Source organism: Aquabacterium sp. G14, from assembly GCF_037482285.1.
GTDB lineage: Bacteria > Pseudomonadota > Gammaproteobacteria > Burkholderiales > Burkholderiaceae_C > Aquabacterium.
This window is the reverse complement of sequence record NZ_JBBEYB010000024.1, coordinates 1-21,679: the sequence shown is the minus strand read 5'-3', so window position 1 is coordinate 21,679 and position 21,679 is coordinate 1. Positions and strand designations below refer to the sequence as shown.

Genomic DNA, 21,679 nt, shown 5'->3' with positions numbered 1-21,679 from the left:
CCTGATTAGAAACCTGCCTCAGCGAGGCTCACCCCATGAGCTTGTGACTCACTAATCTGTGGTCTTCTTACAGTGGGGTGAGCACCATGGCCTTCAACCAGATTCAGTTCCAGCACGGCATGTCGATTCCGGAATTCCTTCGTAGCTTTGGCACCGAGGCACAGTGCGCCGAAGCGATCAAGGCCGCGCGCTGGCCTGAGGGATTTCGCTGTCCGCGCTGCTCCAGCAGTGATCACTATGTGGTCGGCCACGGTGTCCGTAAGCTCTTCCAGTGCAATGGCTGTCGGCATCAGACCTCCCTGACCGCAGGCAGTCTCATGGCACACACCAAACTGCCCCTGACGACCTGGTTCTTGGCCATCTACCTCATCAGTCAGGCCAAAACCGGCCTGTCTGCCCTGGCGCTCAAGCGTCAGCTTGGCGTGAGCTATCCCACTGCCTGGCTGTTGCATCAGAAGATCAACCGGGCCATGGCCTCGCAAGACGCCACCCACCAACTCAGCGGCACGGTGCAACTCGATGACGCTTACCTCGGAGGCGAGCGCACAGGCGGCAAAGTCGGTCGGGGCTCCGAGAACAAGGTCCCCTTTGTCGCGGCTGTCTCGGTCAATGATCACGGGCATCCGATGTTCATCAAGCTCAATGTGGTCAGAGGGTTCACCTCTGAAGCGATCAGCAAGTGGGCCAAGTCCAATCTGGCACCGGGCACCAGCGTGCACAGCGATGGTTTGGCCTGCTTCAGTGCGGTGGCCGATGCCGGTTGCCTTCACCTCCCGATGGTGGTCGGCTCCCTCAAGCCGCGCGACCTGCCCAGCTTCAAGTGGGTCAACACCGTGCTGGGCAATCTCAAGACCACGTTGGCCGGAGCCTTCCATGCCCTGAACTACCGCAAGTACGCCGAGCACTACCTTGCTGGCTTCGCCTACAGGTTCAACCGCCGCTTCGATCTGCGTGGTCTGGTCGCAAGTCTCATCGTCGACGTCGTGAGAGCAAAGCCCATCAAGGAAAAGACGGTCAGGTCGCATGCTGAGGCACGTTTCTAATCAGGTATTCTATTGAGCCTAAATCCGGAGAATGGAGAATCAAATCTGCAAGGCTTGCCACCGGACCGCTTAACGAAGTTTCTGAGCGATGTACGAGATAAAGATCTTTGTAAACATCTTCTTCAATCGGAATTGCATGTAACCATCCGCTTGCCTGTTCATGCTTGACCGCGCTTTCCATCACAAGCGAGATTCCTAGCCCTGCGTGGACCGCGTGTTTGACCGCCTCGGTGCTACCTAACTGCATACCCACTGTGAACTCTGCCGAGTCGGCACCGGCATATTGTTGTAGTAGGCGCCCAGTTCCGGTAGCCGCTTCGCCTCCAAGCAAGTTCTGGGATTTTAACCACTTAAGTGGAATGGTCGACTCGGCAGCCCAAGGATGGCCGGGGCGAACAATGACAACCATCCTCTCGCGCCGCCATACTGTTGAGACGAACCCAGGACGTGAGTCCCACCACTCCATTACCGCTACATCCACTTCAAGCGTTTCCAGCAAAGCGGCAATCTCGATATTTTTGCCGATCCTCACATCGATCTTGTTTGCTAATTTATCTTGGAGCGCCTTGATATAGGGTTGTAAAAGATAAATGCCGATATTGGAGCTTGCACCAACGACCAGGCTTTTATTGTGGAGGGCTGCCGTAGCCTTATGGCTAGTACGGAGCAATTGTTCCGCATAGGGGAAAAAAATCTTTCCCTCCAATGTCAGGCTTTGCGGCATTGTTGCGCGGTCAATCAGCCGGGCCTGCAAAGACTGCTCCAGCCGCTTGATATGCTGCGTTACTGTTGGCTGGGACAATCCAGTTTGCTTCGCCGCTTCGCGAAAGCCCCCGCATTTGACGACGGCAATGAACGTCGCCACACGCTCCAGATCTATCACGCCGCCTTTACTCCCGGATACGGCTGATTAATCGCGCCCATCGGTTTTTCACCAGCGAGTGCCTGGATGATGTTCATCGCTGCCTGCCGCTCGATTTCAAGCCGAACTTCCTTGACCGCCGATCCCAAATGCGGCGTAAAAAACGTTTGTGCCGTATTGTCGAGCAGCGCCTTGGGGATAGCCTGCGGGCGATCAGCGCGTATCCATTCTTCCATCTCGAAGACATCGGCTGCATATCCAGCTAGTTTTCCAGACGCCAGTGCTGCTATCACCGCATTCTCATCCACGACCGAGCCGCGACATGCATTGATCAGGTAGCTACCGGTTTTCATCTTGGCCAACGCGGTGGCATCGATTAGATGCAGTGTCTCTGCGGCCATCGGAACCATCGGCACGACATAATCACATTTTTCGAGCAGTTCATCGAGCGTGACGCGCTGTACGTGCCAAGCCTTTTCTTGTTCGGCATTGAGCGGAATCGGATCGCAATACAAGAGATTCATTTCAAAGCCAGCCAAGCGCTGGGCGATTGCACGGCCGACCGCCCCCATACCAATGATGCCAAGCGTTTTTCCTGTCAAACCAGAGCCATATAGTGTCGGCCGCCAGCCTTGGAAGTGTCCGCTACGGATTTGCCTATCGCCTTCCAGCATATGCCTTGTCAAACCGAGAAGAAGGCCGATAGTCAGTTCAGCGGTCGGGATCGTAAGCAAATCCGGCACAATCGTAAGCCATACACCGTGGCGTGTGCAGGCGTTGACATCGAAGTTATCATAGCCTTTAAGCGCGGCGCCGATGACACGCAGCTTTGGACATTCCTCGAGAAACGCGCTGTCGATGCTGTCCGGCATGAAAGCCATGAGTGCATCCGCATCTTTGGCTCGCGCAATTACCTCAGAACGCGGCAAGGTTTCCCGTGTGGTGTTGGGGATAACATCGGCGCTAGCGGACAACAATTCGATGATTTCCGGGTGCACCCAGTGGGTGAGGACGACTTTGGGCTTCATAAAAACCTTTGTAAGCTTTGGGAGTTATTTGAACTTGCGACGCAGGAAGGAGCTGAAGGCGTCGACGAGGGTAACCATGCCTAAAATAACCAGCAAAATAGCCGAGACATCCTGGTATTGCATGATGCGCAGAGAGCCCATCAGCTCGAACCCGATTCCACCGGCGCCGACCATGCCCATCACGGTCGAAGCACGGAAGTTGTATTCCCATCGATAGATCGCGGTATCGGCCATTTGCGGAAGCACTTGGGGAAAGATCCCATGAAAAATCACCTGCAATGGCGTGCAGCCCGCTGCATGCGCGGCTTCTACCGGTGCCGGATCGGCATGTTCGATCGATTCCGAAAAAAATTTGGCGATCATGCCAACCGAATGTAAGCCTAGGGCTAAAACACCCGGCAATGCGCCGAAGCCAACGGCTGCCACGAACAGGATGCCCATGATCAGTTCGGGTATCGATCGCAAAGCGTTTAACAGGCCGCGTGTGGCTTGATACACGAGTGGATGAGGGCTAGTATTCCGCGCGGCGAGCACTCCTAAGGGAATGGATAGCAATACCGCGATTGCCGTGCCGGCGATACTCATGGCCAAGGTATCCAGTACCGGTTTGACCCAGGTGCCAGCCTGCGAGAAGTTCGGTGGGAACATCTCGCCGGCAATTTTTACCAGGCTTGGCATGCCATCCTTCAATCGCTCGGCATCAAATAGGCCGACGTAATACCAGCAACCGATCACAATCGCCAGCACAACGGCAAACTGCAGTATCGTGCGGTTCCATACGCGCTGGCGCTCGGCCAGAATCAAACCAAAATCAGCTTGCATGCTGTCGCTCACTTAGAACTTCGACAGATCGAGCTTGAGCAGTGTGCCAAGGCTGCGCACCACGTCATAGTCTTTGTCGCTGATCGGGCCGAAACCATCGGCTTTGAAAGGTTTCAGGACTTCCGGATCTTTGAGATTCAAGAAGGCTGCACGGATCTTTTCCTTCAGTTCCGGCTTCAGATTGCTGCGCATGGTCCACGGGTATTGCGGATATGGCTTCGATTCGGCAAGAACTTTTACTTTGTTGGGATCGACCAGTCCGCGCTGAACCAGGGATTCAAAAATCGGCTTACTCAAGCCGCCAGCCTGCGCGTGACCGTTTTGCACGGCCATGGCCACCGCGTCATGCGCACCGGCAAAGTGTTCGCGATAGTTTTCGCCGGCTTTCAAACCGTTTTCCGCCAATATCGACTTCGGAATCAAATGGCTGGAGGTGGATGCCTTATCACCGTAAGCGACATTCTTGTTGACGATATCACTGATTTTGGCGATGCCGGCGCCAGTATTGGCGATCAATACGGACTGGTAGGTAGTGCTACCCTTTTGCTTCATCGCTGCGAATGGCTCGATGTCGCTCTTTTGCTTAGCCAGCACATACGACAAGGGGCCAAAATATGCCATGTCGATACGGCCGTGACGCATGGCTTCGATCATTGACGAGTAATCAGTGGTAACCACCAGCTCAATTTTCTTTCCCAGCTCTTTTTCCAGATAGATTTCGAGCGGCTTGTTGTTTTTAATTACGGTCGATGCGTTTTCGTCCGGCAGCAGCGCAACTTTGAGCGTTTCTGGATCGGGATTGGATGATGCATGGCCAATGCTGCAGACGGCGGCAAGCAAGACAGACATTAATGCGGATGCGAGTTTTTTCATAATCAATCCTTTACGGTAGCAAGTTGCATGGGAAATGAAGTATCGATAAGCCGTTCCTCTCGAGCGTCTTGTGGAACGCTCAAAGAAGAACGGGGTACTTGTTCATACAGCGTGTCGTAACTGGCTTGATCCAAAGTCTGCGGGGCGGCATCAAAAATGACTCGGCCATGGGACAGGCCAATAATACGGTCGGCATAACGTTGAGCGAGGTCTACCTGATGCAGGCTGACGACCGCCGAAATCCCGTCCTCTTTACAAATGCGGTGCAGCAGACTTAGCACTCGCTCTGCAGTAGCAGGATCGAGGCTGGCTACCGGTTCATCAGCCAACACCAGTTTAGGTTGCTGAGCCAGAGCCCGGGCAATACCGATGCGTTGCTGCTGGCCGCCGCTCAATGCGTCGACACGGCTTAAGGCTTTGTGCAATAAGCCGACTCGGTCCAGACTTTGCAAGCATATGGATTGATCCTTCGCCGGGAGGGGGAATAGACTGCGTAATGCCGTGTGGTAGCCCATTCGGCCCATCGAAACGTTTTGCAAAGCCGTCAGTCGGCCAATCAATTGATGCTGTTGAAACACCATGCCAGTCTGTCGGCGATGCATGCGCAATGCACGCGAGTTCGCCAAATTTCCTAAGCCGGCGACAATGGTGGTGCCGCGCTGCGACGCATGCAGCGAATTAATACAGCGAAGTAGCGTGGATTTTCCAGCGCCGGAAGATCCGAGCAATACGGTGAACTGTCCCTGATGGAGTTTGAGAGTGGTGGGATACAGTGCAATCGCATCACCATAACTGACTGAGACATTCTGTAGTTCGATCATGACACCTCCGGCAGATTTGAATTCGTAATCAAAAATGATGACCTGATTACGAATCTGAATTGCAGCGATGGTAATGTCGTGATATGACACCCTGATGACTCGTTGATGTCATTTTTGTGGCATGGTCGCGGGTGCCTGTGAGGGAAATAAGTTGTGCTATCTATGCCAAATATAGACGTCTGCTATGGGTCGATTTGCGACATTGAGCCCCTTTAGCTTTGACCTGTTAGATAAGTTCTGCGTGGTGAAGGTGGCGGGATTGAATGCAAATCGTTGATGAGTTTGGGATGGAAATCGGTGGAGGGCTTGTTGTGCGAACGCCTAGTGGGTTTGCTCCAAAATACTCATCCGGGTGCCCACTTGGCTTCCGGGCAATGGTCGCCACTGCCAATGAAACGCAACAGCCCTACTCGGTTAATCGCAACACCAGTCAACGACTTCCTTCTCAAAGGAAACGCAACAGTAGCCTGGTGCACTTAGGTCGATGCTGTAGATCTCCTGTGTGGGACCCAGCCCTGCAGCCAAGCTCATCATCCGGTCGCTCATGTCGCCGTAGAGCGTGAAGTTGGCCGACAAGGCGACCAGGCTGGCCTGTTCCTCCAGGTGGCGGATCTTGAACCAGGGCTCGCCCATCTTGATGCCGAGGGCCTTGGCCTCGTTGGAGCGTGCGATGGCGCACCCGTCGTTGTTCGACAGCACGACCACCGGCCTGTCATTCAGGCTGGGCCGAAACACTCGTTCGCAACTCACATAGAAGTTGTTGCCGTCCACCAGCGCATACATGGCGCACCTCCTCAGGTGGGGAAGCGCTTGATGCTGGCAGTGACAACGCCCCACACCTCCAGCGTCTGGCCGTCCTTGGGCGTGATGTCCGGGTAGGTGGCGTTGGCCGCCTTCAGCTTCACGCGCCCGGCGCGTTGGTACAGGTACTTGACGGTGAACTCGCCGTCCACCACGGCCACGACCACCTGACCGTGACGAGGCTTGAGCGCCTTGTTAACCACCAGCATGTCGCCATCAAAGATCCCCGCTTCGCGCATGGACTCGCCACTCACACGCAGCAGGAAGGTTGCCTGGGGGTGGGTGACCAGCTCCTGCGTCAGGTCGATGCGTTTGACGGCAAAGTCCTCTGCCGGCGACGGAAAGCCCGCGCATACCTTGTCCCCCGCCAAGGGCAGCGTCAGTCCAGAGTCTGCAAGCGGAACGGGTTGGCTGAAATCACAAACACTGTGCATCCATCCAGTATAAGGTGGCCTACCATTTTGTCCATGTGCTCCCACTACGAAGCCGTGAACAAACCCGAACGCCTGAAGCAGGCGTTTCAGGTCGCAATGCCCGAGGGGGCGAAGGCAGATGTCTGGCCTGGCTACACGGGGCTGTTCATCCGGCGTCCGAAAGAGCCCCCGCAAGAAGAGGGCGTTGCACCATGGCGTGAAGCGATGGTCGGCTCGTTCGGCCTGATTCCTCACTGGGCCAAAGACACCACGGTGTGCAAGCGCACCTACAACGCACGCAGCGAGACGGTCGCTACCAAGCCCAGTTACCGGGATGCCTGGCGTTTGGGGCGGCGCTGCATCATTCCGGCAGAGGCTTTCTACGAGCCTGACTGGCGGTCAGGACGTGCAGTGCCCACACGCATCGCCCGCAGCGATGGTCAACCCATGGGGATTGCCGGCATCTGGACAGGCTGGCGTGCGCCTGATGGCACGATCATCCGAAGCATGAGCATGTTGACGGTCAATGCCGATGAGCACCCGTTGATGCGCAATTTCCATAGACAGGAAGATGAGAAGCGGATGGTGGTGATCCTGGAAGAGACGGACTATGACAGTTGGCTGGATGAGCGCAACGCGGAGCCACGCACCCTGCTGAAGCAGTTTGATCCGGCAAGATTGACAGCTTCAGTTTGAGCTCTGCTTTCGGCAAGCAGCGGAGGGTCACGGGGTGCTAATCAATGTCAGTTCCAGGCTGATCCGCGATATTCGCGGGTGATTCCTGGACGGCAGCGACCGCCAATAGCGAACATTGAGGGCCGGTGGCCTCAACCGACTGCTTTGCAACTGACACCAGTCGCTCGACGGCACTGCAGGCAGCAAGCCGGTTTGAATGGTCGCTCTGCGCAGAGTGACCGGCTCAAGCCGATCCGTAGCGTAAGTTGGATCGCCCGCTATGAAATTGCGCTATGCACGGGCAAGCGGTCGTTCTAGTCACCCAGGCCAGTGAAGCAACGGAACAGCGGCATGTCATGCGACGCTTCTTCCATGGCCAGATCGTTCAACGTAAACCACTGCTGCATGAAGTGGATGCACAGCTGCTACTCCACCGGAATCCGCGGAAGGCCACGTTTGCCTTCTGACATGTAGGGAGCGATCAACTCTACCAATTCGGACCATCGAGGAACTTCGATGCCGCGTGCGTCTCGTCGAAGTTCCCCACCCAACGCTCGCCATGCTTCATGGGCTCAATGAGCTCAGGCAACCACGCAGGTGCCACGGACGTGTTCGGACGATTTATCCAGACCTTCCGCACCATTACGCGAATGTAATGCGCAGGTCATTCAAGGGAAAGGTCCGCCTCCGTAAGCTATTGCATACTGCGCCAAGGTGGGTGCCCCAGGTGGCACCCAGGAGCAACACCCAAAATGGCATCTCTAGGAAACCCGACATGGCACCTCGAAACCCTCTTGTCTTCCCATCTGCCGGCTTGAGCCGTCGCCGCTTTGTCCAGGGCCTGACCGCTGGTGGTGTACTCAGCGGCCTGTCGCTACCGGCGATGAAGGCGCTCGCGCAGGCAGGTCAACTCAACCGCGGCACTGCGCCCGTTCTGCGCGGAAATACTTTTGACCTGGTGATCGCCGAGTCGCCAGTCAACTTCACCGGTCAGCCCGGCATCGCCACGACGATCAACGGATCCCTGCCAGCGCCGACCCTGCGCTGGCGCGAGGGCGAAGAGGTGACCATCCGGGTGACCAACCGGTTGCGCGAGGCTACCTCTATCCACTGGCATGGCATCATCCTTCCGTATCAGATGGACGGTGTGCCCGGTATCAGCTTCCCGGGTATCGCCCCCGGGGAGACCTTCACTTACCGTTTCAAGGTCCAGCAAAGCGGTTCCTATTGGTACCACTCGCATTCCGGATTCCAGGAACTGACAGGCATGTACGGTGCCATCATCATCGATCCTGCCGGACCGCAGACCATCCGCGCTGACCGAGACCATGTCCTGCTTTTCTCGGACTGGACCGACGAGGATCCGATGCGGGTCTTCGCCAAGCTGAAGGCTCAGGGCGACTACTACAACTACAACCAGCCGACCGCCATCGACTTCTTCCGCGATGTGTCCCGCGATGGACTGCAGGTTTCACTCGCCAAGCGCAAGATGTGGAACGAGATGCGCATGAATCCGACTGATCTGGCCGATCTATCTGCGCAGACCCTGACCTATCTTACCAACGGCGTCACGCCGGCCGGCAATTGGACGGCGTTGTTCAAGGCTGGCGAGCGGGTGCGTCTGCGCATGGTCAACGGCGCGGGCAACACCTTCTATGACGTGCGCATCCCCGGCCTGAAGCTCAAGGTTGTGCATGTCGACGGGGTGGACATTGAGCCCATTACTGTGGACGAATTCCGCTTCGGCCCTGGAGAAACGATCGACGTGATCGTAGAGCCCCGAGACGATGCTTACACGATCTTCGCGCAAGCGATGGACAGGACCGGTTATGCGCGCGCCACGCTGGCTGTGCGCGAGGGCCTGCAGGCACCTGTGCCTGCGCTCGATCCCGTCCAGTGGTTGAGCATGGCCGACATGATGGGGAGCATGGACCATGGCTCAGCAGAAGGCGAGAGCATGGAGATGACCGGCATGGCGGGGATGGCCGGAATGGATCACAGCGCCATGCAGGGCATGAACCACGGCGCGATGGCCATGGATCACAGCAAGCACGCGGCGGCCGCCGGCAGTCTGGCGATTCCGTCGACTCTGGCACGCCACGCGCGCACGGAATACGGCGCGAGCACGGACATGCGTGTCGACATGGCGCGCACCAACCTGGACGACCCTGGAATCGGCCTGCGAAACAATGGCCGTCGGGTGCTCACGCTCGCCGACCTGCACACGCCGTCAGGACCGATGGACAGCCGAGGCCCTGAGCGTGAGGTCGAGCTGCACCTGACCGGCAACATGGAGCGCTACACCTGGTCGCTTGACGGGCTGGAGTTCGGCAACTCCACGCCCGTGCACTTCCGCCACAACGAGCGCCTGCGGGTCATTCTGCACAACGACACGATGATGACGCACCCCATGCACCTGCACGGCATGTGGAGCGAGCTGGAGAGCCCTGACGGCAAGTTCCTCGCACGTCGGCACACCTTGCCTGTGCAACCCGCGCAGCGAATCAGCTTCCTTGTGACGGCCGACGCACTCGGACGTTGGGCTTGGCACTGCCACCTGATGTTCCACATGGACGCAGGCATGTTCCGCGAGGTCGTGGTGTCGTGAGTCCCAGCGAGAAAAGGAACCCCAAAATGTTCAAACCAGGATATCTCCCAACGTTGGCCATGCTGGTAGCAACGTTGACCACCGTGAACGCGCATGCCCAGACTGCCGCGTCCGAGGACCACAGCGCGCACCACGGTGCAACCTCGGAGCAGCCAGATACGGCGCCTGCCCCGACTGCGGCAGACCCTCACGCCGGGCATAGCACTACGCAAGGCGATGCGCCCCCGGCCATGGACCACGGCGATATGAAGATGCAGGGCGGCTCGGCGCCGGCGGACGCGCGCGACCCGCATGCCTATTCCAATGGCCTGAAGCTCGGCGAAGGCGATTATGCAGTTCCTGGCGTTCCTCGCCTGATGCTGGCCGACGAGCACCGCTTCGGTTCGCTCCTCGGTGAAACCCTGGAGCGTCAATTCACCCGCAAGGGGGGCGACAGCACGGCCTACAACTTCCAGGGTTGGTACGGTACGACCTACAACCGCCTGGCCTTGAAAGCCGAAGGCGCCATCTCCAACGGTAAGCTTGAGGAGTCTCGTACCGAGCTGCTATGGCACCGCGCCATCGCCTCGTACTGGGACACCCAGGTTGGGGTGCGGCTGGACAGCGGTGAAGGCCCCAGTCGCCAATGGCTGGCCTTCGGCATGCAGGGGCTGGCGCCCTACTGGTTCGAATTGGACGCTACCGCCTATGTGGGCAATGGCGGAAGGACGGCCTTGAGGCTCGAAGCGAGCTATGAGTTGCTAATCTCGCAACGACTGATCCTGGTGCCGAAGGTCGAGACGCAGTTCTACGGCAAGGACGATCCCGAGCGGCGCATCGGCAGCGGCCTAGCCGAGGCATCGGCCGGGCTGAGGTTGCGCTACGAGATCAGCCGCCAATTCGCGCCCTACATCGGCATCGAGCGTGCGGGCTCGTTCGGGAAGACGGCCGACTACGTCAGCGCCGAAGGCGGACGAGCAAAGCAAACACGCTTCGTGGCTGGCCTGCGTTTCTGGTTCTGACAGCGCCTCTGGCGCACCCATCCACTTGCCCCTAACCAAACTGGGAATCATGATGAAAACTCACCGTGACACCTCAGCCAGCAATTTGCTGCCTGACCGAGCGGCATGCCAATCATGATTTGGTGGATATCTCCCCCCTCGGTTTCCGATGTTGAAGAATTCGAAGGACCTTCAAGTCCCACGTTCTGCTTTTCCCTCCATCACTCCCACTGCATGGGATTATTCATGACGCTCTCAAACCTCTTCTCCAAAGCGACCCTTGCTGTCGCCTCCGCCTTGTTCGCTACAACGGCAGCATTTGCCCATCCGGCACTGTTGTCCAGCTCACCGGCGGACAAGTCCCAGGGCCCGGCTCCCGCGAAAATCGAATTGAAGTTTTCCGAAACGCTGACCACGCAATTCTCGGGCGCGAATCTCATCATGACCGGCATGCCGGGGATGCCGAACCACGGCGCGATGAAGATCAACGCCAGCGTCGCTGGTGCCAGCGATGGCAAGACGATGATCATCACTCCCGCCAGCCCCTTGGTCGCCGGCGACTACCGCGTGGAATGGCGGGCCGTCTCTTCGGACACCCACCCAGTCAAGGGAAGCTTTACCTTCCAGGTGAAGTGAGCCATGACGGACGATTGGCTCAACATTGCGCTGCGCTTCGCGGTGTACATGGATCTGGGCGCGACCTTTGGTGTCTCCCTGTTCGGTGTGTACGCACTTCGTCTGGACAGTCGTTCGTCCCTCGTCGCGCAGCGCTTCGCCCGCGCAGCTTTTGCCGGTGCGCTCGTGGGCATCGCGTTATCGCTCGGCGCCATGGCAGTGCTCGCCAAGGCCATGTCCGGCGCTGCCACTTATGGAGAGCTGAACAGCAACGTCTTCGAGATGATCATTTCGGAGACGGCTGTGGGCATTGCCTGGTCGGTTCGTCTGCTGGCCCTTGTTGCATGCGTCGGTCTCGCCGTGTCGAAGCTGCGCACAGTGCACCGGCTGATTGGCTCGACCGCCTTGAGCGCTCTGGCACTCGCAACGTTGGCTTGGTCCGGACACGGCGCGATGAGTGAAGGGGCTCAGGGCTATCTGCACCTGGGGTCTGACATCGCCCATTTGTTGGCGGCCGGCGCCTGGATCGGGGCACTTTTTGCCTTCGTCATGCTGGCGATGTATCGGGCTGCAACGACGAACGAATCTGTCGAGATTCTGAGCCGGCTGTCGAATGGCTTTGCGCAGGTTGGCACCGTGATCGTGTCGACGCTGGTCGTGACGGGCATCGTCAACTATCTGCTGATCGTGGGTGCGTCAGTCAAGCCGATTTTCACGACGCTCTATGGCGGCCTGCTCGCACTGAAGATCGCATTGTTCATCGGCATGCTCGGATTGGCAGCTGCCAACCGCTTCCAGTTGAGCCCGCGACTCGAAGTGGCGCTGAGCATAGGAGATCATGCGCAAGCGGCCGTACTGTTGCGTCGCAGCCTGGTCATTGAGGCATGCATGGTGGTCCTTGTTATCGCATGTGTTGCATGGCTAGGCGTTCTTTCTCCAACCCAATGACGGTCGCATCGCGATTACGTGAACCCCAACCTGCCGACCAAAGCCACTGAGGTCTGACGCCTGTCAGTGTGGAAATGACAAGGTGAATTGCGTTTTACCGCCTCCTGATCGGGCCGAGGCATTGCCACCATGGGCTTCAACGATGGCCTTTGTAATCGACAGGCCAAGCCCAGTTCCATCAGAGTCAGGATGCGATCTTGCAGGATCTGCGCGATAGAAGCGGTCAAACAACCTTGGCAACACAAGAGGATCAATATCCTGGCCCGTGTTCTCAACTGTGATCTCGGTGGTTTTCGCTGACGCAACAATGGCAATTTGAACGACACCCTCTTTCGGCGTATGGCGGAGTGCGTTCGACAGCAGGTTGCTCACGGCGCGACGAAACATCAACCGGTCACCGTAAATCTGTCCATCGCCGTGAGTGCTCAAGCAGATGCGTTTGTCATCGGCAACAGCGTCATAGAACTCCAACAGTGCCTGTACTTCACGTGCCGCCGAGAAACGCTCCTTGTTGGGCAGGTCAACGCCTCGCTCGGTCTTGGCCAGGAACAACATGTCCGATACCATGCGAGCCAGGCGCTGCAACTCTTCGGCGTTGGATGCGAGGACGTCGCGGTAGGTAGGTGCATCCCGGTCGGCGGAGAGCGTCACCTGCGTCTGTGTGAGCAAGTTGCTGATGGGGGTGCGCAGTTCATGGGCCAGGTCCGATGAGAACTCTGACAGGCGCAGGAAGTCCTCCTGAAGCCTGCCTAACATCTGGTTCAACTCGCGTGCCAGGTCAGCCATCTCAATCGGTACGGCCTCAACAGGCATGCGCCTTTCCAGTTGTTGGCCCGTCACCCCAGCCGCTCTTGTCTTCATGTCGCGAAGCGGGGCCATGCCTTGATGCGCAGCGATCCAACCCAGAACACCACTGATGAGCGTTGCAATGACGGCGTAGATCACCAGTTTGCCTTGCAACTCGGTCAGAAACTTCTGATGGTGTGCTGTCTCAATCGCAACCGTGACATCTAATCGTTTGACCTGATCGTACCCGGGTGATGATTGAGAGTGGACTGCGTGAAAGTCACCTTCCCCGTGTTCCCTGGTGGGCTGCGCGTGGCCGCCTTGAATGCTGTCTGCGCTGAAGTCCTTGGCTAGATCGCCGAAACCATTGGTTTGGAAGATCACATCACCACCTGGTACCTTGACCAGCACATGGAGTCCATGATGATGATTCAGTGCCTCACTCAGCCGGGAGCGCGCGTCTCCAAGTGAATTGGACTTGGTCAAAATTTCGTCGATCAAGTGCTGCTTGTCTTCCAAGGTCGTACGGTCAAGCTCCTTGAAATGCTGATCCGTTGCCAGCAAGAGCAAGTAACCCAAACCGAGCACAACGGTGGCCGCCACGATCGTGAAAAACACAGTCAGGCGGCTGGTCAGCGAAAGATGGCGCAGCACTTACTGATCCTCCGGCGCTTCCAGCACATAGCCCATGCCACGGACCGTTTGAATCAGTTTGGCATCGTGCCCCTCGTCGATCTTCACGCGCAGACGCCGCATGGCCACCTCGATCACATTGGTGTCGCTATCGAAATTCATGTCCCACACCTGCGACGCGATCAATGAGCGAGGGAGGACCTCACCCTGACGTCGCATCAAGAGTTCGAGAAGCCCAAATTCCTTGGCCGTCAGATCAATGCGCTTGCCCGCGCGCGAGACACGCCGACGCAGCAAATCCAAATCCAGGTCAGCCACCTTCAGTCTTGTGGGCTCGTTCCCGCTGCGACCTCGCCGCAAGATGATGCGCACGCGTGCCAACAGCTCGGCAAATGAGAAGGGCTTGACCAGGTAGTCCTCGGCGCCCAACTCCAGGCCCTTCACGCGGTCCTCCACCTGATCTCGCGCGGTCAGGAACATGACCGGCACCTGCAGCCCCCGTTCGCGCATGGCATGCAAAACCTGCCAACCGTTCAGGCCCGGAAGCATCACATCCAGAATCACCAAGGCAAACTCGCTGTGCTCCATCAAATGCAAGCCATCGGTCCCGTTCTGGGTGAGATCAACAACGAACCCGGCTTCACGCAAGCCTTGGCGCAGGTACTCACCGGTTTTGGGCTCGTCTTCGACGATCAAGATTCGCATGTTTGTCTCCCCTCTCACTGGCGTGACGATAGTGTGACGAGCTTTAGCGCCCCTGACATGTAGATAACAAATTTGTAATTTTTTGGATGGTTTTTTGTCAGGAATAACTCTTCAGAATGAGTCCTAGAGTTCACGGCGTCGCAGACAAGGAGTGCATGTCGAGTCCATCACACCAGAAGGGTGCTCTTTGGCTTGTTGACATGCCCTGACGCGACAGCATCGACATATACAGCTACTCGTATTCATCAGAGGAAACCATGAACAAAATCAACCAACTGCTGACCATTTCTGCGTTGGCCCTGAGTGTGGTCATACCTGTGAGCAGCTTTGCTCAAACAGCCATGGATCACAGCAAGATGGGCATGTCGCATCCGGCCGCCATGACCGACGGAGAGATTAAGAAACTGGACGTCGCCAACGGCAAGATCACGATCAAACATGGCGACATCCTGCACATGGACATGCCAGGCATGACCATGGTGTTCACGGTGAAGGACAAGAGCTTGCTGTCCCAAGTCAAGCCGGGAGACAAGGTCAAGTTCATGGTAGTGAACGAGGGCGGAAAGCTGGTGGTCACCGATATCCAGCCTGCCCAATAAAAAACGCTGACCCTGCGTGCTGTAGTCGCCATGTCTCCTGGAGCCAGGACGGGCATCGGCTGATTTCAAACCCTGACAGGAGAAAACCATTACCAACATTCGCAAGACTCTGATTGCACTCTGTGCCGCGACGGCATCGATGGGGGCCTTCGCACAGGCTGCCGAGGAACATCAAGCCCACCATCCAGCGGGCGCAGCTTCGGCGGCAGGGCCTGTCAAAAAAGCGCCAGTGAAAGCCATGAGGGCGGACAAGATGGCGGCGATGGACCAGCACATGAAGTCGATGCAAGCCATGCACGAAAAGATGATGTCAGCCCAAACCCCTGAAGCGCGTCAGGCACTGATGGCCGAGCACATGAAGACGATGCAGGAAGGCATGACCATGATGAAGCAGATGGGCGGCAATGGCATGAAGGGTGACATGGCCGGCCGTCAGCAAATGATGGAAAAACGCATGGACATGATGGAGTCCATGATGCAGATGATGATGGATCGTATGCCCCCGGCTCCGGCCAACTGATTCGCATCAATTGATCGGAGAGTCGCGATGAACCACCAACACCAGGGCAATGATTCGCCCCCGAGCTTCTGGACGACACGCTATGCCATCGGTTTGGTCGTGATTGGTGGGGTCGCAGCCTACTTTCTGCTGACGGAGCATTTGGCCCATGTGGTGGGCGTTTTGCCTTACCTGCTTCTTTTGGCCTGTCCCCTGATGCACGTCTTCATGCATGGCGGGCATGGTCATCACCATCATCACTCGGGCAAGTCTGACACCTCGGGCAGCAAGGCATCTCGCAAGCCAGGAGAGCCGTCATGAATCATGCAGAGCCTGCGTATGGCCTGTGGTCTCTGGTCATCTTCAATTCGGCGATCTTCATCATGTTCGCCTTCAGCTTTTTCAAGCCGGCGACTGCGCGGGACTGGCGCTCCTTCAGTGCCTTTTCCGCGTTCATCGTTGCCTTGTTTGTAGAGATGTATGGTTTCCCTCTGACGATTTACCTGTTGTCAGGATGGCTCCAGACGCGATTCCCGGGTCTTGATCTTCTCTCCCACAACGCTGGCCATTTGTGGTCCACGCTCCTGGCCGAGAAGGGGAATCCGCATTTCGGCATCCTTCACATCGGCAGCTACATTTTCCTCGGCTATGGCTTCTACTTGTTATCCAAGTCCTGGCATGTGCTGTATCACGCACAGCGCCGCCACAGCTTGGCCACATCTGGGCCCTATGCACGCATTCGGCACCCGCAGTACGTCGCCTTCGTGATGATCCTGCTTGGCTTTTTGTTGCAGTGGCCCACCTTGCTGACGCTGATCATGTTCCCGATTTTGCTGGCCATGTATGGGCGCCTCGCCATCACAGAAGAAGCAGAAATGCGAGCAAGATTTGGCGATGAGTTCGAACGCTATGCGCAGAAAACGCCCAGGTTCATTCCGCGACTGCAATCGAAATGACCCATTGGGTGGTCTCCCCCATGAAGCGGGTGACACGAACGGCTGGCTGGTAGCCGCCAACCAGGTGATCTTTGCTGATAGGAGTGAAGCATGGAACAGATCGAACTGAAGGTGACGGGCATGACCTGCGGCGCGTGTGTCTCGCGTGTCAGCAAGGCCGCGTTGGGCGTGGCAGGGGTGCACAGCGCCGAGGTGGAGCTTGAAAGCGGATTGGTGCGCGCCAGCGTCGATGCGGCTGACACGGTGCAGCCAGTGCTGTTGCAAGCCCTCGCGGCGGCAGGTTACCCAGCGGAGTCAGTTGCGTTGGCCTTGGACGGGCTGCGCAGTGAACCCGAAAACGCCGCAACCAGTTGTGGCAGTGGCGCTCGCACAGGTCGAGGGTGCTGCTGCGGACACTGAGTTCCGTCAGTTTGACAGGCTTACCCGCGGACGATGGTGACGGCAACGGGCCGACAAGCCGACCATGGCGCACCTGGTTGGGCGCCAATGCAGAAGAATGAATATGGAAAACGAGACCATGCACGAACACGCCCACCATAACCACCATCACGCAGGTTCTGACGGTGATGATCACCCGCCTGAAGGGGCGGAGGTCGCGCCGTCACTGAAGGATCCTGTCTGCGGCATGGCAGTGACCGAGCAGTCTGCTCACACGCTCGTCCACGAAGGACGACCCTACTATTTCTGCAGCGCTGGCTGCCAGAGTAAGTTCGCGACCAATCCGCTGCGCTATGTGCAGTCGCCCGATGCTGCGCCGGCGTCCACTGCGCCTGCGCCGTCGACGCCCGCGGCGATCTACACCTGCCCGATGCACCCCGAGATCAGGCAGGACCATCCAGGCAGCTGTCCCAAGTGCGGTATGACACTGGAGCCACTGATCCCTGAGCTGGAGGAGGACGAGAACCCCGAGCTGAGCGACTTTCGCCGCCGATTCTGGTGGACGCTGCCGCTCACAGTGGTGGTGACGATCCTGGCGATGGCCGGCCATCGGCTCAACTGGTTCGATATGGCAGTGCAGAGCTGGATTGAGTTGGTGTTGTCGCTGCCGATCGTGCTGTGGGCTGGCTGGCCTTTCTTCTCGCGGGGCTGGCAGTCGGTTGTTAACCGCAGCCCCAACATGTGGACCCTGATCGGCCTGGGCACCGGCGCCGCCTTTGTCTACAGCGTGGTCGCCACCGTGGCTCCACAGGTCTTTCCGGACTCGTTCATCTCCATGGGTCGGGTCGCGGTCTACTTCGAGGCGGCCGCCGTCATCATCTCGCTAACCCTGCTGGGGCAGGTGCTGGAGCTCAAGGCCCGCTCGCAGACCTCGGCCGCGATCAAGTCGCTGCTGGGCCTGGCACCCAAGACGGCACGCCGCATCCGTCCCGACGGCACTGAGGAGGATGTGCCGCTGACCCATGTGCACGTGGGGGACCTGCTGCGCATCCGTCCCGGCGAGAAAGTGCCGGTGGATGGCACGGTGACAGAGGGCAGCAGCGCAGTGGACGAGTCCATGCTAACTGGCGAGCCGGTGCCGGTGACTAAGCGAGTGGGCGACAGTGTCATCGGCGCGACGCTGAACACGAATGGCGCGCTGGTGATGCGATCAGAGAAAGTCGGCTCGGCCACCATGCTGTCGCAGATCGTACAGATGGTGGCGCAGGCGCAGCGTTCCAAGGCACCGATGCAGCGCATGGCCGATCTGGTCGCTGGCTACTTTGTGGTGGCCGTGGTTGCGATCGCACTGCTGACATTCTTTGTCTGGGGCTTTTTCGGTCCACAGCCGAGCTGGGTCTATGCACTGATCAACGCTGTGGCGGTTTTGATCATCGCCTGCCCTTGCGCGCTGGGGCTGGCCACACCGATGTCGATCATGGTGGCCACCGGTCGCGGGGCCACACATGGCGTGCTGTTCCGCGACGCTGCTGCGATCGAGAACCTGCGCAAGATTGACACGCTGATCATCGACAAGACCGGCACGCTAACCGAAGGGCGACCGGCGTTCGACCGTGCGGTGGCCGCAGCGGGGTTCGACGAGGCCGAGGTGCTGCGCCTGGCGGCCAGCCTGGACCAAGGCAGCGAGCATCCGCTGGCCGACGCCATCGTGCGCGCGGCACGCGAGCGCGGCCTGTCCCTGGACAAGCCGGAGAACTTCGAGTCGGGCTCGGGGATCGGTGTGCGGGGCCAGGTCGGCGCACGCCAGCTGGCTCTGGGCAACACGGCGTTGATGGACCAGCTCGGTGTGTCCGTCCAGGCGCTGGTGCCACAGGCGGAGGCGCTGCGCTCGGAGGGCGCGAGCGTGATGCACCTGGCGGTCGACGGTCAGCTGGCGGGCTTGCTGGCAGTCTCCGATCCGGTCAAGGCGAGCACACCTGAGGCGCTCGCCACGCTGAAGGCGGCCGGACTGCGCATCGTGATGGCGACCGGGGATGGTCTGACCACGGCGCGCTCGGTCGGCGCACGGCTGGGCATTGACGAGGTGCATGGCGAGGTCAAGCCGGCAGACAAGCTAGAGCTGGTGGCTCGTTTACAGAAGGAAGGCCGAGTCGTGGCGATGGCCGGTGATGGCATCAACGATGCACCGGCGCTGGCCAAAGCCGACGTTGGGATTGCCATGGGCACTGGTACGGACGTGGCGATGAACAGCGCCCAGGTCACGCTGGTCAAGGGGGATCTGCGCGGCATAGCCGTCGCCCGCTCTCTGTCGGAGGACACCGTGGGCAATATGAAGCAGAACCTGATGTTTGCCTTCCTCTACAACGCCTTGGGCATTCCGATTGCGGCCGGTGTGCTGTACCCGCTGACGGGCTGGCTACTCTCGCCACTGATCGCCGCGCTGGCGATGAGCTTCAGTTCGGCTTCAGTCATCGGCAACGCCCTACGTCTGCGGCGTGCCCATTGACGATGAGCGCCTACCGCTTTCATCGGGAGGCGACGGCCACGTTCGCCTCGCCGGTGGAGCTGGTGTTTGCGCTGTTGGACGATCCGGCCCGCATCGGGGCGCACATGGGCCGGCGCACAGCCATGATGGCAGGCGCCTTGATGCGCACCGAGACAGACACGCGCCACGGCCAGGCCATTGGCTCCGTGATCCGCATGGCTGGCCGTGTGCTCGGCGTGAACCTGACGCTGGAGGAAGCGGTGATCGAGCGTGTGCCCCCGCACCGCAAGGCCTGGGAGACCCTCAGCGAGCCGAAATTGCTCGTGATCGGGCGCTACCGCATGGGCTTCGACCTGAGGCCGGTCGCCAGCAAGGTTGACCTGAAAGTCTGGAGCGACTACGACCTGCCGGCGCGTGGCGTGCCGCGCTGGCTTCGGGAGCCGCTCGGCCGCGTCTATGCCGACTGGTGCGTGAGGCAGATGGTGCGGGAGGCTGCGCAGGCCTTCGGCGGGGAGCGACCATGAACGGAACTGGCCTGCCGCCGAATGCCCCGGGCCTGATCGCCGCACTCGCCGTTGGCCTGGTGATCGGGCTGGAGCGGGGCTGGCACGATCGCGAACTTCCGGAGGGCGGCCGGGTCGCGGGTCTGCGCACCTTCGCGCTGACGGGTTTGCTTGGCGGCGTGCTCGGTCATCTGCAGCCGGACTTCGGCCCCTGGCCATTGCTGGGGGCGCTGCTCGGGTTGTCCCTGCTGCTGACGGTGTCCTACACCCGAGCGGCCACACTGTCGGGCAACCTCAGTGCCACCACGGCCGTAGCGATGCTGCTCACGCTGGTGCTCGGTGCCTTTGCAGCACACGGCGACATCACCCTGGCGCTTGCGGCGTCGGTCATCGTGGCCGTGCTGCTGGACCTCAAACCCACGCTTCATGGCTGGCTGAGGTTGATCGAGCACCGCGAGCTGACGGCCTCACTGCAACTGCTGGTGCTGTCTGTGGTCGTCCTGCCCTACCTGCCCAATGCGGGGCTGGGGCCGTATGGCGCGCTGAACCCTTATCAGCTGTGGTGGGCGGTCATCCTGATCGCCGGGCTGTCTCTGGCGGGCCACTTCGCCATGCGTTTTACAGGTGCCCAAAGAGGGACCTGATTAGAAACCTGCCTCAGCGAGGCTCACCCCATGAGCTTGTGACTCACTAATCTGTGGTCTTCTTACAGTGGGGTGAGCACCATGGCCTTCAACCAGATTCAGTTCCAGCACGGCATGTCGATTCCGGAATTCCTTCGTAGCTTTGGCACCGAGGCACAGTGCGCCGAAGCGATCAAGGCCGCGCGCTGGCCTGAGGGATTTCGCTGTCCGCGCTGCTCCAGCAGTGATCACTATGTGGTCGGCCACGGTGTCCGTAAGCTCTTCCAGTGCAATGGCTGTCGGCATCAGACCTCCCTGACCGCAGGCAGTCTCATGGCACACACCAAACTGCCCCTGACGACCTGGTTCTTGGCCATCTACCTCATCAGTCAGGCCAAAACCGGCCTGTCTGCCCTGGCGCTCAAGCGTCAGCTTGGCGTGAGCTATCCCACTGCCTGGCTGTTGCATCAGAAGATCAACCGGGCCATGGCCTCGCAAGACGCCACCCACCAACTCAGCGGCACGGTGCAACTCGATGACGCTTACCTCGGAGGCGAGCGCACAGGCGGCAAAGTCGGTCGGGGCTCCGAGAACAAGGTCCCCTTTGTCGCGGCTGTCTCGGTCAATGATCACGGGCATCCGATGTTCATCAAGCTCAATGTGGTCAGAGGGTTCACCTCTGAAGCGATCAGCAAGTGGGCCAAGTCCAATCTGGCACCGGGCACCAGCGTGCACAGCGATGGTTTGGCCTGCTTCAGTGCGGTGGCCGATGCCGGTTGCCTTCACCTCCCGATGGTGGTCGGCTCCCTCAAGCCGCGCGACCTGCCCAGCTTCAAGTGGGTCAACACCGTGCTGGGCAATCTCAAGACCACGTTGGCCGGAGCCTTCCATGCCCTGAACTACCGCAAGTACGCCGAGCACTACCTTGCTGGCTTCGCCTACAGGTTCAACCGCCGCTTCGATCTGCGTGGTCTGGTCGCAAGTCTCATCGTCGACGTCGTGAGAGCAAAGCCCATCAAGGAA

Annotated in this window: 22 protein-coding genes and 3 pseudogenes; 15 read left to right on the top strand and 10 right to left on the bottom strand. The window is 59.0% G+C overall.

The window, feature by feature from the left end:
• Positions 1-86 precede the first annotated feature (86 nt).
• Positions 87-1,043: an IS1595 family transposase gene (locus WIT60_RS16235; RefSeq protein ID WP_103826989.1), complete on the top strand. Its 957-nt coding sequence runs from the start codon at positions 87-89 to the stop codon at positions 1,041-1,043.
• On the opposite strand, the gene WIT60_RS16230 is transcribed toward WIT60_RS16235, so the two are convergent.
• The 7 genes and pseudogenes from WIT60_RS16230 to WIT60_RS16200 all read right to left on the bottom strand — a co-directional run bounded on the left by WIT60_RS16230 (position 1,015) and on the right by WIT60_RS16200 (position 6,684).
• Positions 1,015-1,908 carry a LysR family transcriptional regulator gene (locus WIT60_RS16230; protein WP_339584888.1) on the bottom strand — a complete coding sequence of 298 codons (894 nt, stop codon included), beginning with the start codon at positions 1,906-1,908 and terminating at the stop codon, positions 1,015-1,017. The two genes, WIT60_RS16235 and WIT60_RS16230, sit on opposite strands and share 29 nt — an antisense overlap.
• A 14-nt stretch (positions 1,909-1,922) precedes the next feature.
• On the bottom strand, positions 1,923-2,933 hold the full coding sequence (locus WIT60_RS16225) for a phosphonate dehydrogenase (RefSeq protein ID WP_009238667.1): 1,011 nt from the start codon (positions 2,931-2,933) through the stop codon (positions 1,923-1,925).
• 24 nt (positions 2,934-2,957) lie between these two features.
• Positions 2,958-3,755 carry a phosphonate ABC transporter, permease protein PhnE gene (phnE, locus tag WIT60_RS16220; protein ID WP_009238668.1) on the bottom strand — a complete coding sequence of 266 codons (798 nt, stop codon included), beginning with the start codon at positions 3,753-3,755 and terminating at the stop codon, positions 2,958-2,960.
• 12 nt (positions 3,756-3,767) lie between these two features.
• The gene (gene phnD, locus WIT60_RS16215; protein WP_004629229.1) at positions 3,768-4,628 is read right to left on the bottom strand and encodes a phosphate/phosphite/phosphonate ABC transporter substrate-binding protein; all 861 of its coding nucleotides are present in this window, start codon (positions 4,626-4,628) and stop codon (positions 3,768-3,770) included.
• Positions 4,629-4,630: 2 nt separating this feature from the next.
• Positions 4,631-5,449 carry a phosphonate ABC transporter ATP-binding protein gene (gene phnC / locus WIT60_RS16210; protein WP_020200553.1) on the bottom strand — a complete coding sequence of 273 codons (819 nt, stop codon included), beginning with the start codon at positions 5,447-5,449 and terminating at the stop codon, positions 4,631-4,633.
• 465 nt (positions 5,450-5,914) lie between these two features.
• Positions 5,915-6,232 (bottom strand): annotated as a pseudogene (locus WIT60_RS16205) (Y-family DNA polymerase); the annotation flags it as partial.
• 11 nt (positions 6,233-6,243) lie between these two features.
• The gene (locus WIT60_RS16200) at positions 6,244-6,684 is read right to left on the bottom strand and encodes a LexA family protein (RefSeq protein ID WP_339584887.1); all 441 of its coding nucleotides are present in this window, start codon (positions 6,682-6,684) and stop codon (positions 6,244-6,246) included.
• 33 nt (positions 6,685-6,717) lie between these two features.
• Between WIT60_RS16200 and WIT60_RS16195 the strand changes: the two genes are divergently transcribed.
• The gene (locus WIT60_RS16195; protein ID WP_339584886.1) at positions 6,718-7,359 is read left to right on the top strand and encodes an SOS response-associated peptidase; all 642 of its coding nucleotides are present in this window, start codon (positions 6,718-6,720) and stop codon (positions 7,357-7,359) included.
• Between the two features lie 296 nt (positions 7,360-7,655).
• Here the strand turns inward: WIT60_RS16195 and WIT60_RS16190 are convergent.
• Positions 7,656-7,899, bottom strand: a pseudogene (locus tag WIT60_RS16190) (transposase); the annotation flags it as partial.
• Between the two features lie 214 nt (positions 7,900-8,113).
• Between WIT60_RS16190 and WIT60_RS16185 the strand changes: the two are divergent.
• From WIT60_RS16185 to copD, 4 genes are all read left to right on the top strand, one after another.
• A complete protein-coding gene (locus tag WIT60_RS16185; RefSeq protein WP_339584890.1) occupies positions 8,114-9,946 on the top strand; it encodes a copper resistance system multicopper oxidase in 1,833 nt (610 codons plus the stop codon).
• A 26-nt stretch (positions 9,947-9,972) separates the two neighbouring features.
• On the top strand, positions 9,973-10,947 hold the full coding sequence (locus WIT60_RS16180) for a copper resistance protein B (protein ID WP_339584885.1): 975 nt from the start codon (positions 9,973-9,975) through the stop codon (positions 10,945-10,947).
• Between the two features lie 225 nt (positions 10,948-11,172).
• Complete coding sequence (gene copC, locus WIT60_RS16175; RefSeq protein WP_058087361.1) at positions 11,173-11,562, top strand: copper homeostasis periplasmic binding protein CopC; 390 nt, start codon at positions 11,173-11,175, stop codon at positions 11,560-11,562.
• Positions 11,563-11,565: 3 nt separating this feature from the next.
• A complete protein-coding gene (copD, locus tag WIT60_RS16170; protein ID WP_339584884.1) occupies positions 11,566-12,489 on the top strand; it encodes a copper homeostasis membrane protein CopD in 924 nt (307 codons plus the stop codon).
• Positions 12,490-12,552: 63 nt separating this feature from the next.
• Here the strand turns inward: copD and WIT60_RS16165 are convergent, their stop codons facing one another.
• Positions 12,553-13,929 (bottom strand): heavy metal sensor histidine kinase, encoded by a 1,377-nt coding sequence (locus tag WIT60_RS16165; protein ID WP_339584883.1) that lies wholly within the window; start codon positions 13,927-13,929, stop codon positions 12,553-12,555.
• Positions 13,930-14,613: a heavy metal response regulator transcription factor gene (locus tag WIT60_RS16160; RefSeq protein WP_339584882.1), complete on the bottom strand. Its 684-nt coding sequence runs from the start codon at positions 14,611-14,613 to the stop codon at positions 13,930-13,932.
• A gap of 257 nt (positions 14,614-14,870) precedes the next feature.
• Here WIT60_RS16160 and WIT60_RS16155 point away from each other — a divergent pair, with 257 nt between their 5' ends.
• The 9 genes and pseudogenes from WIT60_RS16155 to WIT60_RS16115 all read left to right on the top strand — a co-directional run.
• The gene (locus WIT60_RS16155; protein ID WP_058087342.1) at positions 14,871-15,212 is read left to right on the top strand and encodes a copper-binding protein; all 342 of its coding nucleotides are present in this window, start codon (positions 14,871-14,873) and stop codon (positions 15,210-15,212) included.
• Positions 15,213-15,300: 88 nt separating this feature from the next.
• The gene (locus WIT60_RS16150) at positions 15,301-15,732 is read left to right on the top strand and encodes a hypothetical protein (protein WP_445207714.1); all 432 of its coding nucleotides are present in this window, start codon (positions 15,301-15,303) and stop codon (positions 15,730-15,732) included.
• A gap of 27 nt (positions 15,733-15,759) precedes the next feature.
• Positions 15,760-16,032, top strand: coding sequence for a DUF2933 domain-containing protein (locus tag WIT60_RS16145; protein WP_339584880.1), 273 nt, complete (start codon positions 15,760-15,762; stop codon positions 16,030-16,032).
• A complete protein-coding gene (locus WIT60_RS16140; protein WP_339584879.1) occupies positions 16,029-16,667 on the top strand; it encodes a methyltransferase family protein in 639 nt (212 codons plus the stop codon). The genes WIT60_RS16145 and WIT60_RS16140 overlap by 4 nt, the downstream gene beginning before the upstream one ends.
• Before the next feature lie 90 nt (positions 16,668-16,757).
• Complete coding sequence (locus tag WIT60_RS16135; protein WP_083505947.1) at positions 16,758-17,066, top strand: heavy-metal-associated domain-containing protein; 309 nt, start codon at positions 16,758-16,760, stop codon at positions 17,064-17,066.
• A 118-nt stretch (positions 17,067-17,184) separates the two neighbouring features.
• The gene (locus WIT60_RS16130; RefSeq protein ID WP_339584889.1) at positions 17,185-19,551 is read left to right on the top strand and encodes a heavy metal translocating P-type ATPase; all 2,367 of its coding nucleotides are present in this window, start codon (positions 17,185-17,187) and stop codon (positions 19,549-19,551) included.
• A gap of 2 nt (positions 19,552-19,553) precedes the next feature.
• On the top strand, positions 19,554-20,054 hold the full coding sequence (locus tag WIT60_RS16125; protein ID WP_339584878.1) for an SRPBCC family protein: 501 nt from the start codon (positions 19,554-19,556) through the stop codon (positions 20,052-20,054).
• Positions 20,051-20,671, top strand: a pseudogene (locus WIT60_RS16120) (MgtC/SapB family protein); the annotation flags it as partial. The gene WIT60_RS16125 and the pseudogene WIT60_RS16120, both read left to right, overlap by 4 nt.
• 87 nt (positions 20,672-20,758) lie before the next feature.
• Positions 20,759-21,679, top strand: a 921-nt coding sequence (locus WIT60_RS16115; RefSeq protein WP_339581920.1) for an IS1595 family transposase, incomplete at its 3' end; no start/stop codon positions are given.

Coding starts and splice junctions, on each gene's coding strand:
- WIT60_RS16145 (WP_339584880.1), top strand. CDS start 15,760: ATGAACCACCAACACCAGGGCAATGATTCGCCCCCGAGCTTCTGGACG.
- phnD (WP_004629229.1), bottom strand. CDS start 4,628: ATGAAAAAACTCGCATCCGCATTAATGTCTGTCTTGCTTGCCGCCGTC.
- phnE (WP_009238668.1), bottom strand. CDS start 3,755: ATGCAAGCTGATTTTGGTTTGATTCTGGCCGAGCGCCAGCGCGTATGG.
- copD (WP_339584884.1), top strand. CDS start 11,566: ATGACGGACGATTGGCTCAACATTGCGCTGCGCTTCGCGGTGTACATG.
- WIT60_RS16185 (WP_339584890.1), top strand. CDS start 8,114: ATGGCACCTCGAAACCCTCTTGTCTTCCCATCTGCCGGCTTGAGCCGT.
- WIT60_RS16225 (WP_009238667.1), bottom strand. CDS start 2,933: ATGAAGCCCAAAGTCGTCCTCACCCACTGGGTGCACCCGGAAATCATC.
- WIT60_RS16135 (WP_083505947.1), top strand. CDS start 16,758: ATGGAACAGATCGAACTGAAGGTGACGGGCATGACCTGCGGCGCGTGT.
- WIT60_RS16195 (WP_339584886.1), top strand. CDS start 6,718: ATGTGCTCCCACTACGAAGCCGTGAACAAACCCGAACGCCTGAAGCAG.
- WIT60_RS16140 (WP_339584879.1), top strand. CDS start 16,029: ATGAATCATGCAGAGCCTGCGTATGGCCTGTGGTCTCTGGTCATCTTC.
- phnC (WP_020200553.1), bottom strand. CDS start 5,449: ATGATCGAACTACAGAATGTCTCAGTCAGTTATGGTGATGCGATTGCA.
- WIT60_RS16180 (WP_339584885.1), top strand. CDS start 9,973: ATGTTCAAACCAGGATATCTCCCAACGTTGGCCATGCTGGTAGCAACG.
- WIT60_RS16155 (WP_058087342.1), top strand. CDS start 14,871: ATGAACAAAATCAACCAACTGCTGACCATTTCTGCGTTGGCCCTGAGT.
- WIT60_RS16125 (WP_339584878.1), top strand. CDS start 19,554: ATGAGCGCCTACCGCTTTCATCGGGAGGCGACGGCCACGTTCGCCTCG.
- copC (WP_058087361.1), top strand. CDS start 11,173: ATGACGCTCTCAAACCTCTTCTCCAAAGCGACCCTTGCTGTCGCCTCC.
- WIT60_RS16160 (WP_339584882.1), bottom strand. CDS start 14,613: ATGCGAATCTTGATCGTCGAAGACGAGCCCAAAACCGGTGAGTACCTG.
- WIT60_RS16200 (WP_339584887.1), bottom strand. CDS start 6,684: ATGCACAGTGTTTGTGATTTCAGCCAACCCGTTCCGCTTGCAGACTCT.
- WIT60_RS16235 (WP_103826989.1), top strand. CDS start 87: ATGGCCTTCAACCAGATTCAGTTCCAGCACGGCATGTCGATTCCGGAA.
- WIT60_RS16130 (WP_339584889.1), top strand. CDS start 17,185: ATGCACGAACACGCCCACCATAACCACCATCACGCAGGTTCTGACGGT.